Consider the following 16,226-nt stretch of genomic DNA (forward strand, 5'->3'; position numbering starts at 1 on the left):
TCAAATGAAAAACAATACACCACACATAATTGCCTTTCTATTTTTTTGTTGTGGATTTTCATTTGCACAACAACTCCCTCAGTTTTCCCAATATATGTTCAATACCATTTCTATAAACCCGGCTTATGCTGGTAGTAGAGAAACTTTAAGTATTGTTGGTGTACATAGGAGTCAATGGGTAGGTATAGAGGGAGGCCCTACAACCCAAACACTTTCAATACATTCACCATTAAGAAACGAAAAAGTTGGTTTAGGACTCTCTGTTATAAATGATCAACTTGGCTATGAGAATTTTGTGTTTGTCTATGGTGATTTTTCATATACTATTAATACGAGTGAAAATACAAAGTTAGCCTTTGGTTTAAAAGCAGGTGTTACACATTATAATTTAGATAATTTTGGGTTTCTTGATGAAGAAGAAGTCTATTCTGATCCATTTTTTAGTGATGTTAGTAGTCGCTGGAACCCTAATATTGGTTTAGGTTTATTTTGGCACACTAATGAATGGTATGTTGGTTTATCTGCCCCTAGAGTATTAAATACCGATTATAATTTAACAAACAGAGTTGAAAATGTTGATTATTTAGCGCTTGAGCGTATTGGTTATTACCTCACTGGCGGTTATGTATTTAGTCTAAGCGAAATGACAAAATTTAAACCTTCGGTTTTAGCAAAAGTAACTAACGGGGCGCCAATTTCTTTTGACATCAACGCTAATTTTTTGTTTTTTGAAAAACTATGGGTAGGAGGCGGCTATCGATACAATCAAGACACCACTACTTTAGGAGGTCTTGTTGATTTTCAAGTCTCACAAGAATTGCGAATTGGTTATACTTATGAATATTTTCTCTCAGATTTAAGACCTTATACTAGTGGTACTCATGAAATACTACTAATGTACGAGATCTTCAAACCTCAAAAACGAATTAAATCACCTAGATACTTTTAGTTTATAAATGAAAAACATTCTATTCATATTACCCTTTCTCTTTTGTGCTTTACATTCTCAAGCACAAGTAAAAGTTGCGGATCAGTTTTTTAAAGACTATGCTTATTATCAAGCTGCGGAATTATATTTGGAAACACTCAAAAAAGGTGATACAACAGCACATGTACTCTCAAGACTAGGAGATTGTTACTATAATAATTCTAACGTAAAATTGGCTAATTTCTCGGTATGAAAAAGCAGTTACTAATTACGATGACATCAACCCTGAGTATTTATACAAATACATACAAACCCTTCGAAGTTTAAATCAATTTGAGAAGGCAACCTCTTGGACTAAAATTTTCAAAGAACGTAAACAGAATGACAAACGTTTTAAAGATGAAGACAGTTTTAATATCGAAAAATTTGAAGCGCTTGAATCTACAGAGTATGTATATGTTAATTTTGAAAATCTCCCTATTAATTCTGTATATTCAGATTTTGGTAGTTTTGAAAAAGACGGCATGCTTTACTTTGCTTCTTCTAGAGTGAACGATACAATAACGGATCCTAAAAAATTATACCAGTGGAATAAAGAACCTTTTCTCGATATTCACCAAGCTAAAGTTAACCTTGTTGATGAGAAAAAAATAGTCAATGAAGTGGAATCCCTATCTTTTAAAAAAGTTAATTCAAAATTACATGAAGCCTCTGTAGCGATTAGTAATGATGGAAAGACCCTGTATTTTACAAGGGACAATTTTAACAGAAAGAATAAAGCCGCGTATGACGATGAAGGGACCTCAAATTTACGCATTTACCAAGCGACTTTAAATAAAGGTGAATGGACTAACATTACAGACTTACCCTTTAACGCCGATACTTTTTCCAACGGCTCTCCAGCTTTAAGTCCAGATGGGAAAACACTTTATTTTGTTTCAGACCGACCGGAAAGTATTGGACAAACAGATATTTTTAAAGTTAGCATAAACAACGATGGTACTTACGGCTCCCCTATAAATCTAGGTCGAGATATTAATACTGAAGGCCGCGAAAATTTTCCTTTTATAGCGAAAGACTCTACACTTTATTTTTCGTCAGATGCTCATTTAAATCTAGGTTTATTAGACATTTTTGAATCTAATATTCTTAAAATTAAAGCCAATGACACCACGCCGATTTATCTAAAAAATCTTGGCGCTCCATACAACAGTGGTTTCGATGATTTTGGCTTTTTTATAGATTCTGATACCAATATGGGGTATTTTTCATCCAATCGGGAAGGAGGAAAAGGAAGTGATGATATTTATGCTTTTGGGAAGTACGACTGTAAACAATCCATAACAGGTATCACAAAAGATAAAATATCCTTAGAACCCCTACCTGAAGTGACTGTTAAATTAATGGACGAGTCTCGGCAAAATTATTGAAACAGTGACCTCTAATGCTGATGGCTTTTATGAGTTTAAGGACATTGGCTGTAACAAAGTATACAACATCTTAGGGGAGAAACCGGATTATAGACCAGATAAAAGACAAATTACTACAACCAAAACGAATGGTGATGAAATACAAGTTGAATTATTTTTAACACCATTAATCATAGATAGCGAGATTGTTATTAATCCTATTTTCTTTGACTTTGATAAATGGAACATTAGACCGGATGCTGCTTACGAATTAGAAAATATTATAGCGGTTATGCGAGAACACCCAACCATGGTTATAAAAATTGAATCACACACCGATAGCCGAGGAAAAGATGCATATAACATGAAACTGTCGGATAGGAGAGCAAAATCTACACGAGGATACTTATATAGCAGAGGGATTGTCACTGATAGAATTGTGAGTGCCATAGGTTATGGCGAATCTCAACTGGTTAATACTTGTGGAAATGATGTAAAATGTAGTGAAGAAGAGCATCAATTAAATAGACGCTCTAAGTTTATAATTACTAGTGGTTACAATCAATAAAAATAACAACCACAGTTAACACCCTTTTTAGTGAGTATTCGTTTTTCTCATTTGTGAATAAGAATACCTGGAAAGGACTCACATAATAAGCCAGCATACAGCACATTCATTTTATTTAAATCGACTCCGGTTTGACCCATTTTGGTTTTAAAGAAAAAAAGACACTTCAAAACGAAGCGTCTTTTTTTACATAATCAACTACACATTTATTTTTTAATAAAGATATTTGTAAAAAACCAATCACCTTCTGCATTCTGCTCAGCAGAGACATCAAAATGAGTAAAATCGCCTTCAATATTTTCTTTATGTCCTTCACTATTTATCCAAGCATTTACAACAGATTGCGCACTAGTAAAACCATAAGCCACATTTTCTGCTACCACTTGCGCTCCTGCATTATTCATCAAGTAAGTTTTACGAGAATAAAAATTTGCATGTGACACATCATCTTCAGTAACCATGTAGTCCGTATGTTTGTAAGCTTGCGCTTTAACAATATTATGATCTCCTAAAATATTAAGATCAAGAGCGCTCCTATACTCATTTATTAGTTCCATAATCTCAAGTTCAATCGTTTTAGATTGCGGAATAAAAATAGTCTCTGCTACTTCTTGCGAATCGTCAATACTATCGGTGGAACACGAGGTAGAAAGTGTTACTAAAAAGAAAACAAACACAAGGTTAAATACATTTTTCATAAGGGATACTTTGTTTGGGGATTTAAATATACCCTAGCGTACCTTAAAAGAATGTTAAAGAAATGTTAAAATCGATGAAATACATGTATTTCAGCGAAAAATAATGCTTTTCAACGATTAAAATTACTTTTGCTTGACTTGAATCTGTATTTCAGCGTATTAAAATTCATTTGGTCGATAACTCTTAATCATGGAGACAAGCGCGTTTTATTCCACTCAAAATTTACGTTGAGTTTATAATTTATACGATCATGTAATCGATTGGGTCGGCCTTGCCAAAATTCGATTTCTACAGGCTTTACAATAAACCCACCCCGCACTCGGTCTAGGTATCTCCTTTCCTTCAAATCTCTTTTCAAGATTTTCAAGTGCTTGCTCTAAGTATTCTCTACTGGCTATCACCTCACTTTGCTTAGATACTAAAGCCCCTAATTGACTTCCTTTGGGTCTTGATTCAAAATACCCATCACTCAAATTGGCAGCTATGCGTTCTGTTTTTCCTTTTATAATAATTTGTCGTTCTGCCCCATGCCAAAAAAAAGACAAACAAACGTTTGGATTCGCTTGAATAGCCTTCCCTTTTTCACTGTTATAGTTCGTGTAAAAAATAAAGCCTTCATGGGTGTATTTTTTGAGTAACACCACTCTACTTTTTGGAAAACCATCGAGTCCTATCGTTGCAATCGTCATGGCATTGGTTTCATCTTCAGGAAAGTTGGCATCGACCTCTAAGAACCAATCTCTAAAAAGCTCTAAGGGGTTATCTCGGGGTATTATTCAATAAGAGCTCCCCTTTTTCATACGATTTTCGATAGTGTCCTAAGTCTTTTTCCATATTACAATTTAAGAGATTTTTCTATATTACGGTACCTTTTTAAGCCATTCACGAGATCCATAAGTATTGAATGCTTGAATGAAAAATGAAGATAAATTTGATTTACAAAAATATAACATTCAAGACGATTCGTTTTAAAATTCGAATACTTTCCCATCATCAGCCAATTCTACATTTTCAAAATACGCATTGGCTTCTGTTTTAAAAACGTTCAAATCATCATATCGTGTAGAATAGTGACCCAATATTAGTTTTCCAACATGAGCTTTACTCGCAATTTTGGCCGCTTCTTTAGCTGTACTGTGTTTTGTTTTTGGTGCTAACTGCGCATGTTGTTCTAAAAAAGTAGATTCATGATATAGCACATCTACTCCTGTAATAAGTGGAACAATATCTTCTTTGTAAGCCGTATCACTGCAAAAAGCATAGCTTTTAGGTTTTTCTGGAGCGCTGGTAACGGTTTCGTTTTTAATAATTTCGCCAGTATTATTGAGCACATCAAACCCTTGCTTTAGTTTTCTATAATAGGCCACATCAATATCTGCATTTAAAACAGCATTCATATCTAATTTACGCTCCCCTTCTTTTTCTTTAAAAAGAAAACCATTCGTATACACCCGGTGATCTAAAGGAATCGTATAGACCTCTACTTTGTCATCTTCAAAAATAAGTTCAGATTCGGTACTTGTTAATTCGTGAAAGACAAGTTGATAATCGGTCCAAGAATTTGCGAGCTTCATTTGAAGAGTAATGACTTGTTTTAAACCTTTAGGGGCATAAATATGTAAATCTGCCTCACGCGTGAGTAATCGCATGGTAGAAATCAACCCCACAAGACCAAAACAATGATCCCCATGCAAATGGGAAATAAAAACATGTTTAATTCGATTAAACTTAATCTTATGTCTTCGCAGTTGTACTTGTGTACCCTCGCCACAATCAATTAAAAAGTGATGATTATTGATCTCTAAAACTTGGGCTGTAGGATTGGTAAATGTTCGTGGTGTTGCACTGTAGCAACCTAGAATATTTAGTTTCATTAATTATAGTTAATTTGTTTTCTTTAATGGCTTATTCCATGTTAATCCATATAACAAACAAACGAAAAAACAGAAGCCTCCGGCGCATGTTAGAAACCTAAATCACGCTCCATTTCATCCATTTCTATAATATCATAAGCTTCTTTAAGTGTAGGCACCACAATAATTTCATCTGGTGTTTCACTTGTATTAATGGCATTGGTCACGATAACAAAAGATTGTTTTGCCGCCCGATGCGTGTTTGAAATACGCAGAAATTCGATAATATCTTGCAACCCTACCTTTTCTAAGGAAGACAACTGCACGATAATATTATGCTTTTGGAATTTTGGATATAGCGCTTCTATTTTTTTTACTAATTCAATAATAGTCGCCTTTTCTTGAGTGATGATGGAAATATTTCCATCTTGATCTAGTATCATAATCTATTGTTTTATTTTGGAAGCTAATAAATAAATCACCGCCATTCTAATAGCTACACCATTTTGTACCTGGTCTAAAATAATGGCTTGTTTAGAATCTGCAACATCACTAGTAATCTCAACGCCTCTATTAATAGGTCCTGGATGCATGATGGTTATTTCTTTATCTAAAGACTCTAAGAGTGTTTTATTAACTCCAAATTGTTGTGTATATTCTCTTGTTGATGGAAAATAGCTAATCTCCATACGTTCGTTTTGAACGCGTAACATGTTGGCGACATCGCACCATTGTAAGGCTTTAAGTAAATTAGTTTCAACTTTAACCCCTAATTTATCGATATGTTTAGGCAATAAAGTTTTTGGTCCGCATACCATAACATTGGCGCCTTGTAATTTTAAAGCGTAAATATTTGAGAGCGCCACGCGACTGTGCAATATATCACCCACAATAACCACGTTTTTTCCAGCAACGTCCCCCAAACGTTCTCGTATGGAATAAGAGTCTAACAAGGCCTGTGTGGGATGCTCATGCGCACCATCACCTGCATTAATAATATTAGCGGTCACGTGTTTTGATAAAAAAACACTGGCTCCAGGGTTTGGATGACGCATGACTACCATATCTACTTTCATAGATAAGATATTGTTAACAGTATCTATTAAGGTTTCGCCTTTTTTTACCGAGGATTGTCCTGCTGAAAAATTGATCACATCTGCAGACAATCGTTTCTCTGCTAATTCGAAAGACAATTTTGTGCGTGTAGAATTTTCAAAAAACAAATTAGCTATAGTAATGTCACGAAGCGAGGGTACCTTTTTAATTGGTCGGTTAATGACTTCTTTAAAATGATCTGCTGTTTCAAAAATAAGTTGAATGTCTTTTTCTTGAAGGTTTTTTATTCCTAATAAGTGATTGACACTTAATTCGCTCATGGTTTTCTAGTCTTCTGTTGGTAGTCTTTCGTTTACCTGTTGTTATTTATAAGTTTTTTTAAGAAATCTAGCTTGATACGTGTAATAAAAATATTTTTATTTCAGTAATGCTCGGTATAATCGCCGATGTACATTCATTCTATCTCTCTTTTATTCTTTTTTATTCTTTATTTAACTTAACTGTTAATTAGATATACGGCATCTTCACCTTCATTCTCCTTCCAGTTCACTTTTACTTTTTCTTCGTTTATGGCATCCACTTGCCGACCACGATAATTGGGTTGTATTGGTAAATGTCTGCTAAATCTTCTGTCTATAAGGGTTAATAGTTCGATCTCATTTGGCCTTCCAAAAGACTGAATGGCTGTTAACGCTGCACGAATACTTCTTCCTGTATATAAAACATCGTCTATAAACACTACTTTTTTATCTTCAACAATAAAGTTGATCTCTGTGGTATTGGCTTCATGAATTTTGTCACCACGTCGAAAATCGTCCCGGTAAAAGGTGATATCTAAAAGCCCCAACTGTAAATTCTTGATGTTATAGTCTGATTTAAGTATTTGGGCTAAGCGATTCGCCAAATATTTACCTACGGGTTGCAATCCTATTAAAACGGTGTTGGAAAAGTCCTTGTGATTTTCAATTAATTGGCAAGCCAAACGGTGAAGAATGATATTGATGGCTGTGGCATTAAGTAACACTTTTTGACTCATATACGCGGTAAGGGTATTTGAAAAACAAAGGTAATGCAAAATATTAGAAGTTATCACATTTGATAGAAACAAAAAAAGCCTCTCATTGCTGAGAGGCTTTTTAATATTTAAAATTTCAGGAATTATTTCTTCCCGTCCATTTTATCTTTAAGTGCTTGTAAAGCATCATTAGCATCCCCTAAAGTTGGTTTTGCTTCGGCAGCTTGAGACGCTTGTTTTGCAACAGCGGCTTTTACATTTGCCATTTCTTCAGCTTTAAAGATGGCAGTATGCGACGCTACTACTCTCTTAAATTCTTTATTAAATTCAATAATTTTGAATTCTGCAGAATCGCCTTTCTTCAATAGCTTTCCGTCTTCTTTTTCAAGGTGACGAGAAGGTACGAATGCTACGATATCTTCATTAAATTCAATAGTTGCTCCTTTATCTACAACCTCAGCAATTTCAGCTGTATGCGTTGTGTTTAAAGCGAACTCAGTTTCATACTTATCCCAAGGATTTTCTGTCGTTTGTTTATGACCTAAAGATAATTTACGTCCTTCAACATCTAACTCAAGTACAACAACTTCTAATTTATCACCAACGGCACAAAACTCAGACGGGTGCTTGATTTTCTTAGTCCAAGATAAATCTGAGATGTAAATTAATCCATCGATACCTTCTTCTAATTCAACAAAAACACCAAAGTTTGTAAAGTTACGTACAATGCCTGTGTGCTTAGAACCTACAGGGTATTTTGTAGTAATATCTGTCCAAGGATCTGCAGATAATTGCTTGATACCTAATGACATTTTACGATCTTCTCTATCTAATGTTAAGATCTGTGCTTCGATTTCATCTCCAACTTTCACGAAATCATTAGCAGAACGTAAATGTGTAGACCAAGACATTTCAGAAACGTGAACTAAACCTTCAACACCTTCTGCAACTTCAATAAATGCACCGTAATCTGCGATTACAACCACTTTACCTTTTACTTTATCTCCAACAGCAACGTTTTCACCTAAGGCATCCCAAGGATGTTTAGATAATTGCTTAAGACCCAATTGGATTCTTGATTTGTTTTCATCAAAATCAAGGATTACCACATTTAATTTCTGATCTAACTCAACAATCTCGTTTGGATGATTGATTCTTGACCAAGATAAATCTGTAATATGAACTAAACCGTCAACACCACCAAGATCGATAAATACACCGTAAGAAGTAATGTTTTTAACCACACCTTCTAATACTTGACCTTTTTCTAATTGACCAATAATTTCTTTCTTTTGCTCTTCAATATCAGCTTCAATTAAAGCTTTATGAGACACCACTACGTTTTTGAATTCGTGGTTGATTTTAACCACTTTAAATTCCATAGTTTTGTTTACGTATACATCGTAATCCCTAATTGGCTTAACATCAATTTGAGAACCTGGTAAGAATGCTTCGATACCGAAAACATCTACAATCATACCACCTTTTGTTCTACATTTAACGAAACCATTTACGATTTCACCTGTATCGTGTGCATTATTTACACGATCCCAAGCTTTGATAACACGTGCTTTACGGTGAGATAATACCAATTGACCTGTTGCATCTTCACGCACATCAATTAATACTTCTACTTTGTCTCCAACTTTTAAATCTGGATTGTAACGAAACTCGTTTAAAGAAATAACACCTTCAGATTTTGCGTTGATGTCGATAATAACATCACGATCTGACATGTGTACCACTTCTCCTTCTACAACTTCGTCGTCTAAAGTATCTACAAAATTTTCAGATACTAATTTTTCAAATTCTTTTAATTGAGAATCTTCTACCTCATCAATACCTTCTTGGTAATTGTGCCAGTTAAATTCTTTTAAGAATTTTTCAGGATTTGCTTGCGCTTCAGATACTACTGGAGCTTCTTTTGTTGCTGTTGTTGCTTCGGTAGCTTCAACTTCTGCTTGTTTTGCTTTTTCAGCCATTTAAATAATTCTAGCAATGTTACTTGAGATGTCCATCTATATGGTACCTTTATAACATTACGTTTTGTATTCTGTGTGTTTTAAGGAAGTAATAACGACAACACCACAGAAGTGTTAGATTTTGATTTGTTTTAACCCTTTCTATCTTCCTACTATTCGCTAAAAAGGAGTGCAAAAATACTACTTTTTAACTATATTCCCTAATTTGAAATAAAAAACTTATACTTCGGAAAACAAGCTAATAAGCATATTATTGAAATGTGTTTCATCGGTGCTGAAGTACATTTAAACTAATAAGTTATTAATTGTGTACAAAATCAAAATTACAAATCTAAAAATTGAGTGGTAATTGACTATCTTTAAACTATAAGTTTAATATTAAAAATAACGTATTATGGTGAGAGCTAAATATCAAGGAGTCCTTGATTTAGGAGAAAAATTAAACATTCAAAACGGAGACGTTTCTGAGTCTAATGGTGTGTTAACAGTTAAAGGAACTGCTGCTAACCAATATGAAAAAAACCTACTTTGGGACGAGATAAAAGCAATTGGAGGCAACAAACCTAGCGATATCGTTGCTGATATTAAAGTTGCTGATACCAGCGTTTTTGCGAGGCATACCGTAAAAAGCGGAGAAACCTTAGGCGCCATTGCCAAGCAGTATTATGGAAACGCAGGAAAATACAATGCTATTTTTAAGGCCAATACAGATATTTTAAAGGATCCCGATGTTATTCACCCAGATCAACAATTAATAATCCCGAATTTGTAGGGATTAATAGCGCATTTCTGTTGAAGCGAGTGGACATGATGTTGGCTCGCTTTTTTTTTTAAATGAAATCGTTTTAGTGAGTGTAGTGTGGCAATATCATAAATATAAAGTCAATTAAACCAATTAACACACCACGCCTTATTGCCCTTTCTCCTAATACCTAATCATTTTCTATTCTAAAACTGAGAAAAGAAACTTATTCCAAACCCTCAAAAGTCATTTCAACTAAGTTTAAAATTTTAGTAAATTGCGCTTCTAAAGTCAGGTCGGAATTATCGATGGCTACTGCATCATCGGCTTGCACTAACGGCGAATCTTCCCTGTTAGAATCTATATAATCGCGCTCTTGAACATTGCGCAACACGTCCTCATAATGCACCTCATCGCCTCTTTCAATCAATTCCTCATAGCGTCTTTTAGCGCGCTTTTCGGCAGAGGCCGTCATAAATAGTTTAAGTTCTGCATAAGGAAAGACCACCGTCCCAATATCGCGACCATCCATAACCACCCCTTTGTCTTTGCCCATTTGTTGTTGTTGTTTTACCAACTGGTAGCGTACCTCCGGAATGGCTGCTACTTTACTCACGTAACTCGATACTTCTAGGGTACGGATTTCTTTTTCTACATTTACTCCGTTTAAATACACTTCTGCAAAACCCAAAGTTGGATTAAACTTAAACGTTATGTGTATGTCTCCTAATTTTTCAACTAGTCCATTAACATCAAAATGAGTTTCATCTATAAACCCCTGCTGCATGGTAAACAAAGTCACGGCGCGGTACATGGCACCAGTATCGACATAAACATATCCTAAATGTTTTGCGAGTTGCTTGGCTACTGTACTTTTTCCTGTTGACGAAAACCCGTCTATGGCTATGGTTATTTTTTGCATCCTGTAATTTATGGTACAAAAATAGAATATTATACTTACATAATTAGCAAACAACATTCGTTTATGAATATTCTCATCATTCTATTATTTCTATGAAGACTTGAATACTTACTCCGGAAAATGTTAATCTCAATAATTGAAAGGCAAATGGTATTAAACTGTTAAAAATACATATCACTTGATTTTATTTATGCTTTTGTTGTTTCGACGCTAATTCTCTTCTTGAAAACCTAATCTACAAACTTATAAAAATATTTTATTTCATTTTTATCCGAAAAGTTTCTTAAATAGCGAAGTAATAAAAGGATAAAGAACGATAATAATCGTTAAAAAATAAATAACTATAAAAAAAATATTTGTTTTTTTATAGGTGTTAAATAATGCTTTGTCACCATTAATAACAAACCCAATCTCAATAATAGAAAGAATAATTAATATCCAAATATAAAAGAAAACCAACAAATATATAGATATGTAAATCATGTCATTAACCATAAAAAAAAAATAGGTTAAGACACAAAATATGTTAATTGATCTTATGACATAAAATAGTATAGGATAATCTCTCGGTCTTCTTTTCATTATAAGCTATTATTAATTATTCTTACAAAGGGCTATAGCCATTATCAGAAAGCATGCTATTTACTGTATTCATAAATTTTGTATTGATAAAATTTTCAATTTTTTGAGATAATTCCGTTCTAAAACTCTCCTTTGTTAAGGGAATATTAGTATTATTTGCATAAGTATTAATCAATGATGGACATTCTGAAACTGACCTGCATATCATAAAATGACCACTACCCATATTTCGTATTATTGTACCATTGGCATAGGTAGTAGTACTACTCTAATTTTTTGAAATGGCTAAAAACAATTCTCTTGCTTTAGAGATTGGAGCGCCATTTTTAGGCTTAAAACAAAGATAGCAGGAAAGAAGTAAACTAAACCGTTTAGCTCTTAACTGCTATTTAGTTAGACGTGGGTATATAGGTAGTTGTTATTGTGCTAATAAGTAATAAAACCCATTTGGTATCACGGAAGGTGCAGGTTCCGGATCTCCAGGTGCTAATACTAACATATTGCCTCGCTTAAATACTTGAATAGCTGACTGACCATTTACAGTTGTTTTTCTTAGGCCTAGACTAGAGCTTCTGCCATTAGGTTCGCTCATAGTCAAATCAATCCAAAAAGTATCTGTGGTGAAATCATAAAAAGGCGAATGCCGTGTATTCACGTAGTTGCCATCAATACTGTGATGATATTCATTAGGTAATGTATCAGTTAATTTGTTTAATGTATTTACTAATTCTACTCCATTTTCTTTATATTGATATTCTCCTATTAGTAAATCTTCAAAATGATCCCCTGCATTTACCATAGTCTTCTTTTCAAGGATTAGCTTAAAATAGGTTGTGCCATCTTCAAAAACCCAGATCCCAACAAAAGGAGTTAATAAATTGTTTGAGTCTTTATAATAGGAGTGTACAATCGCTGAACCATCATGATCTTCTAAATTGACTATTAGTTGTTGTGATTTGCACTGTATACTAAATAGTGCAATGGTTAATAATATAAGTAGTTTTATCGTTTTCATTTTTTTTTAATTATTACAAGGTTCTACATTCAAAGTGTTATTCTCTAATTTTAGCTTTTCCCAATTGTTAGTTAATTCATTCAATTTGTAAAATGTTATACCATAATCGGCAAAAACTTCCAAAAATTTCGTTTCTAAATCATCTGCATTGTCTTCGACTGAATTAAACTTTCTTCCAAAGTTTTTATTTATCTTTTCAATTTTTTTTAAAGTATCCAGTTCTTTTAATATTTTGGGTTTATTCATTTCAAGAGCTATTTGTGTCTCTAATGCATTCAAATCATTTAAGGTAATTGCATAAACGATACTATTATCAATATGTTCAGGGTCTTTTACCACTGTAATATTATATATGTTACCATCATTAAACGCTATATTATTATTTTCCTGTATAAAGGCTAACCTAATATCCCCCCCATGATGGAAGGGATAAAGCAGCTTTAGGATGGTTGTGAGCATGTCCTTGGATATAACCTCCAATTGCTAAGCTAACAGACAATTCATTTCCGGATGTTTTTAAAATTGGGTCATAGGCATATGCCTCAGCATTACTATCATACTTGTATTCAATTTCGTAACCATATTCTCGTATTCCTTGGGTTTTAGCTTTTAAATTGTTAATAGCATTTATTACCTTAGTATCATTAATCAATCCATTTAAAATATCACACGGGTCATCTTCATTCTCAACTAAAACAGGAGCAGTCACTATTTCCTCACATTCAACGTCTTTACAAGGGTTTTCTTCAAGTTACGGATCTGTATTGGTGCCCGTGGGGTCAGTACCGCCAACACCGCCTCCCGTACCGAAGTACCTTCTGAGTCAGTAGTGCCCGTGTTTGAGTAATCATCATCTTCATTGCCAGGTGCTCCGGAGCCTCCACTAGAAACATATTGGCAATTACTTGCCACTAAAACAGTCTGACTGGAACTAGAAGTCTCACCAACTAACTGGCCTTCGTTATCATCTACTGTACTGGTTTCCCAATGAAAATCACACTGTAGTTCCGGCATCCGGTAATCCTTTGCCAATTCACCATCCGCAAAAACACTAAAATCAAAATCTATTGGTATATAAGTTGTTGTGCTAGAGTTTAAAAGAGTGCTATCTGAATTCAAATACTCTGCTTTTGAAAAACCGTATTGCACGATATAGGCATTATATTCATTGTCTGCATTTAAAGATAACAATAAATTTTCTACTTTATTATTCGTAATAGTATCTCTTATAATACCAAAGGTATAAGAATGATACCCAGTCGCTACATTTTCAATGTGTTTAACCTGATCTGTATCGATGGTAAAACTATAATCAGTATTGTAAATTTCTTTGTTTTGGATGGTACTGGCATCCGATTTGGAGTTCAGTTTTAGAATTTTATCTGCAAGGAGCACATTGGCTTCTACATCCTTCTTGTTTAAGGTTTTAATTCTAAATTTCGATGGAGTAATGGTTTTTAAAGACTCTTGCTCGAGGTAGTCTTTCTCACAGTTTGTAAAACAGCAAATAACAGTGATGAGCAGTAGCCCAAAATTGAGTTTTAATTGAAAGTTTTGGTTCATTTAATAAGATTCGTTTTTACTGGTTAGTCATGCCATAGTAACCCCCTTGGCTCAACATTAAAAGGAATAATGAGGAGTAGCAGTTTGCCTTGAGCAAACATGTTTTTCAAGGCGTGTGCTCGTTTCTTGAGAGGCAAAACTAGTGTAATAAAAATGCCTCGATTACGGTTAAAACCGTAATCGAAATCCTGAAAGTTATAAGCTGTTTATCTTAAGAGCTTATAGAAATTATGCGCAGCAACTATTCGATTAAAAGCTTTTAAATTTGATGAGTGGTGAAAATAAGCTACCTCAAATCCACCTGCACCCCAAAGAAGTTGGAGTTACCAGCAGCAGTATATTTAGCATGCGTATAACTAAAACGCATTTTATTAAGCTTCACAGAAAAACCAACTGAGAGCCCTGAAAAATTTCGCTGGTCCACAATACGCAGCTCTTCTGCGCGTCTAAAATTGTACCCTAAACGAATATTAAAGCCGCGTTCGAAAGAGTTCAGCGCCCAAAATAGTATGTCTTACAACATTAGCTAAAAGCCCCACTTTCTCTTCGGTTTGATTGCCTTCTAAATCGGTGGTGACTCTTGCTGGATTAGGATTCCCAATGGGCCACTGTTGTAAATTTTCGAAAGTCACATGCCAACGCAAAGGCACATTTTCTAACGTTTGAGACAAGCCTAAATCCACCTCTAATGGTAACGATTCCCGTCGCCCTGCATAGGTCGTTATTTGCGTCCCAAGATTTCTAACGACTAAAGTCCCTTGAAAATCTAAACGTTCGTTGCTATATAATACTGCCAAATCGGTAGCCACTCCAAACGAATTGTATTGCTCTAAAGACGAATTAATGAGTTTTAAATTAGCACCGGCATAGAAATCAGAATATCCTATTTGTAAGGCATAGCCAAATGATAGCGCCGCTTCACCTCGAGAAAAATTACTGGTGGCTACTCCATTTTCATCATAGCCCTCAAAATCACCATAATTAATATACGTCACCCCTGCGTGAATTGTTTGATTGCGTCTATCTATAGTATAGGCATAAGCTGCGGTTCCATAAGAGATACCCGCTAAATAACTGGTATAATTTAAGGCAAACTGGTTATCCATATCCACGTTAATGGTAGCGGGATTGTACACGCCTTGAGTAACGTCCCAATCGACATTGGTGAGCACTTTACCACCTAAAGCCGCTTGTCGTGGTGAGGCTACTAAGTTAAGAAATTGGTAGGTCGATTGTCCGCCTAGCTGCGCAATGCAGTAGGTGCTAAAAAACAAACAACATAATGGCACAATTTTTTTTAGCATAAAGCTGCAAAAGTAACTAAATCTATCTTAAAACGTAGATCTGCCTTTTTTATTTTTAGTAAGGTCCATATAAGCGCTTCTATTTTAGTTTTAACACTTGACCTACATGAATAGCGTCTGTATTTAAGTGGTTTAGGCCTTTTAAATCTGAAATAGAAATAGTATAACGCTTGGAAATGCTGTAAAGCGTATCATCGTTCGTTACCGTGTGCGTTTTACTATTACTCACCATGGCTTTTTGAGAGTAACCAATTTTTAACTGCTGCCCTATTTCTAAATTATTATCCTTTATATCATTTAAAGACTTTAATTGAGGAATACTAATACCGTAATACTTAGAAATAGAATAAAACGTATCCCCTTTAGCAACGGTATGTAAATTATTTTTTAAGGTTTTGGGTTGAGATACTTCCCTTGCTTTATCAACAGGTGATTTAGTCGCTGCTTTGTCTGTAAATATAAATTTCCCTGTTTTGGTGTTAAGCTTCGCAGGTCTATCGTCTATGGTAACGTCTAAGGTATCTGTGCTCTGAGCACTGGCATACATCCCCAAGAAGGACAACAATATAATAAAAAAGAGTTTCATTA

Annotated in this window: 18 protein-coding genes and 1 pseudogene; 5 read left to right on the plus strand and 14 right to left on the minus strand. The window is 34.5% G+C overall.

What is annotated here, in order from left to right:
- Positions 1 to 4: 4 nt before the first annotated feature.
- From N7U66_RS04250 to N7U66_RS04265, 4 genes are all read left to right on the plus strand, one after another.
- Positions 5 to 949, plus strand: coding sequence for a PorP/SprF family type IX secretion system membrane protein (locus N7U66_RS04250; RefSeq protein ID WP_267677452.1), 945 nt, complete (start codon positions 5 to 7; stop codon positions 947 to 949).
- A 7-nt stretch (positions 950 to 956) separates the two neighbouring features.
- Positions 957 to 1,181, plus strand: a complete 225-nt coding sequence (locus N7U66_RS04255) for a hypothetical protein (RefSeq protein WP_267677453.1) — start codon at positions 957 to 959, stop codon at positions 1,179 to 1,181.
- A gap of 271 nt (positions 1,182 to 1,452) precedes the next feature.
- Positions 1,453 to 2,358 carry a TolB family protein gene (locus N7U66_RS04260; RefSeq protein WP_267677454.1) on the plus strand — a complete coding sequence of 302 codons (906 nt, stop codon included), beginning with the start codon at positions 1,453 to 1,455 and terminating at the stop codon, positions 2,356 to 2,358.
- 4 nt (positions 2,359 to 2,362) lie between these two features.
- Positions 2,363 to 2,905, plus strand: a complete 543-nt coding sequence (locus tag N7U66_RS04265; RefSeq protein WP_267677455.1) for an OmpA family protein — start codon at positions 2,363 to 2,365, stop codon at positions 2,903 to 2,905.
- 206 nt (positions 2,906 to 3,111) lie between these two features.
- On the opposite strand, the gene N7U66_RS04270 is transcribed toward N7U66_RS04265, so the two are convergent.
- The 7 genes and pseudogenes from N7U66_RS04270 to rpsA all read right to left on the minus strand — a co-directional run bounded on the left by N7U66_RS04270 (position 3,112) and on the right by rpsA (position 9,510).
- Positions 3,112 to 3,603 carry a CAP domain-containing protein gene (locus N7U66_RS04270; protein ID WP_267677456.1) on the minus strand — a complete coding sequence of 164 codons (492 nt, stop codon included), beginning with the start codon at positions 3,601 to 3,603 and terminating at the stop codon, positions 3,112 to 3,114.
- Positions 3,604 to 3,791: 188 nt separating this feature from the next.
- Positions 3,792 to 4,438, minus strand: a pseudogene (pdxH, locus tag N7U66_RS04275) (pyridoxamine 5'-phosphate oxidase).
- A 134-nt stretch (positions 4,439 to 4,572) separates the two neighbouring features.
- Positions 4,573 to 5,478, minus strand: a complete 906-nt coding sequence (locus N7U66_RS04280; RefSeq protein ID WP_267677457.1) for a ribonuclease Z — start codon at positions 5,476 to 5,478, stop codon at positions 4,573 to 4,575.
- A gap of 89 nt (positions 5,479 to 5,567) precedes the next feature.
- Positions 5,568 to 5,900 carry a ribonuclease Z gene (locus N7U66_RS04285; protein ID WP_267677458.1) on the minus strand — a complete coding sequence of 111 codons (333 nt, stop codon included), beginning with the start codon at positions 5,898 to 5,900 and terminating at the stop codon, positions 5,568 to 5,570.
- A gap of 3 nt (positions 5,901 to 5,903) precedes the next feature.
- A complete protein-coding gene (locus N7U66_RS04290) occupies positions 5,904 to 6,833 on the minus strand; it encodes an aspartate carbamoyltransferase catalytic subunit (protein ID WP_267677459.1) in 930 nt (309 codons plus the stop codon).
- Positions 6,834 to 7,009: 176 nt separating this feature from the next.
- On the minus strand, positions 7,010 to 7,549 hold the full coding sequence (gene pyrR / locus N7U66_RS04295) for a bifunctional pyr operon transcriptional regulator/uracil phosphoribosyltransferase PyrR (protein WP_267677460.1): 540 nt from the start codon (positions 7,547 to 7,549) through the stop codon (positions 7,010 to 7,012).
- A 122-nt stretch (positions 7,550 to 7,671) separates the two neighbouring features.
- Positions 7,672 to 9,510, minus strand: a complete 1,839-nt coding sequence (gene rpsA, locus N7U66_RS04300) for a 30S ribosomal protein S1 (RefSeq protein ID WP_267677461.1) — start codon at positions 9,508 to 9,510, stop codon at positions 7,672 to 7,674.
- A 394-nt stretch (positions 9,511 to 9,904) separates the two neighbouring features.
- Here rpsA and N7U66_RS04305 point away from each other — a divergent pair, with 394 nt between their 5' ends.
- A complete protein-coding gene (locus N7U66_RS04305) occupies positions 9,905 to 10,282 on the plus strand; it encodes a LysM peptidoglycan-binding domain-containing protein (RefSeq protein ID WP_267677462.1) in 378 nt (125 codons plus the stop codon).
- A gap of 196 nt (positions 10,283 to 10,478) precedes the next feature.
- Here the strand turns inward: N7U66_RS04305 and cmk are convergent, their stop codons facing one another.
- From cmk to N7U66_RS04340, 7 genes are all read right to left on the minus strand, one after another.
- Positions 10,479 to 11,174, minus strand: coding sequence for a (d)CMP kinase (gene cmk / locus N7U66_RS04310; protein ID WP_267677463.1), 696 nt, complete (start codon positions 11,172 to 11,174; stop codon positions 10,479 to 10,481).
- 1,000 nt (positions 11,175 to 12,174) lie between these two features.
- Positions 12,175 to 12,771, minus strand: a complete 597-nt coding sequence (locus N7U66_RS04315; protein ID WP_267677464.1) for a DUF6705 family protein — start codon at positions 12,769 to 12,771, stop codon at positions 12,175 to 12,177.
- A gap of 6 nt (positions 12,772 to 12,777) precedes the next feature.
- Positions 12,778 to 13,230 carry a hypothetical protein gene (locus tag N7U66_RS04320; protein WP_267677465.1) on the minus strand — a complete coding sequence of 151 codons (453 nt, stop codon included), beginning with the start codon at positions 13,228 to 13,230 and terminating at the stop codon, positions 12,778 to 12,780.
- Positions 13,175 to 13,480: a hypothetical protein gene (locus N7U66_RS04325; RefSeq protein WP_267677466.1), complete on the minus strand. Its 306-nt coding sequence runs from the start codon at positions 13,478 to 13,480 to the stop codon at positions 13,175 to 13,177. The genes N7U66_RS04320 and N7U66_RS04325 overlap by 56 nt, the downstream gene beginning before the upstream one ends.
- A complete protein-coding gene (locus N7U66_RS04330) occupies positions 13,480 to 14,334 on the minus strand; it encodes a hypothetical protein (protein ID WP_267677467.1) in 855 nt (284 codons plus the stop codon). The genes N7U66_RS04325 and N7U66_RS04330 overlap by 1 nt, the downstream gene beginning before the upstream one ends.
- Positions 14,335 to 14,804: 470 nt before the next feature.
- A complete protein-coding gene (porQ, locus tag N7U66_RS04335; protein WP_313791413.1) occupies positions 14,805 to 15,638 on the minus strand; it encodes a type IX secretion system protein PorQ in 834 nt (277 codons plus the stop codon).
- A gap of 79 nt (positions 15,639 to 15,717) precedes the next feature.
- The gene (locus N7U66_RS04340) at positions 15,718 to 16,224 is read right to left on the minus strand and encodes a LysM peptidoglycan-binding domain-containing protein (RefSeq protein ID WP_267677468.1); all 507 of its coding nucleotides are present in this window, start codon (positions 16,222 to 16,224) and stop codon (positions 15,718 to 15,720) included.
- Positions 16,225 to 16,226: the final 2 nt, after the last annotated feature.

Origin of the sequence: Lacinutrix neustonica, from assembly GCF_026625145.1 — a bacterium.
Lineage (GTDB): Bacteria > Bacteroidota > Bacteroidia > Flavobacteriales > Flavobacteriaceae > Lacinutrix > Lacinutrix neustonica.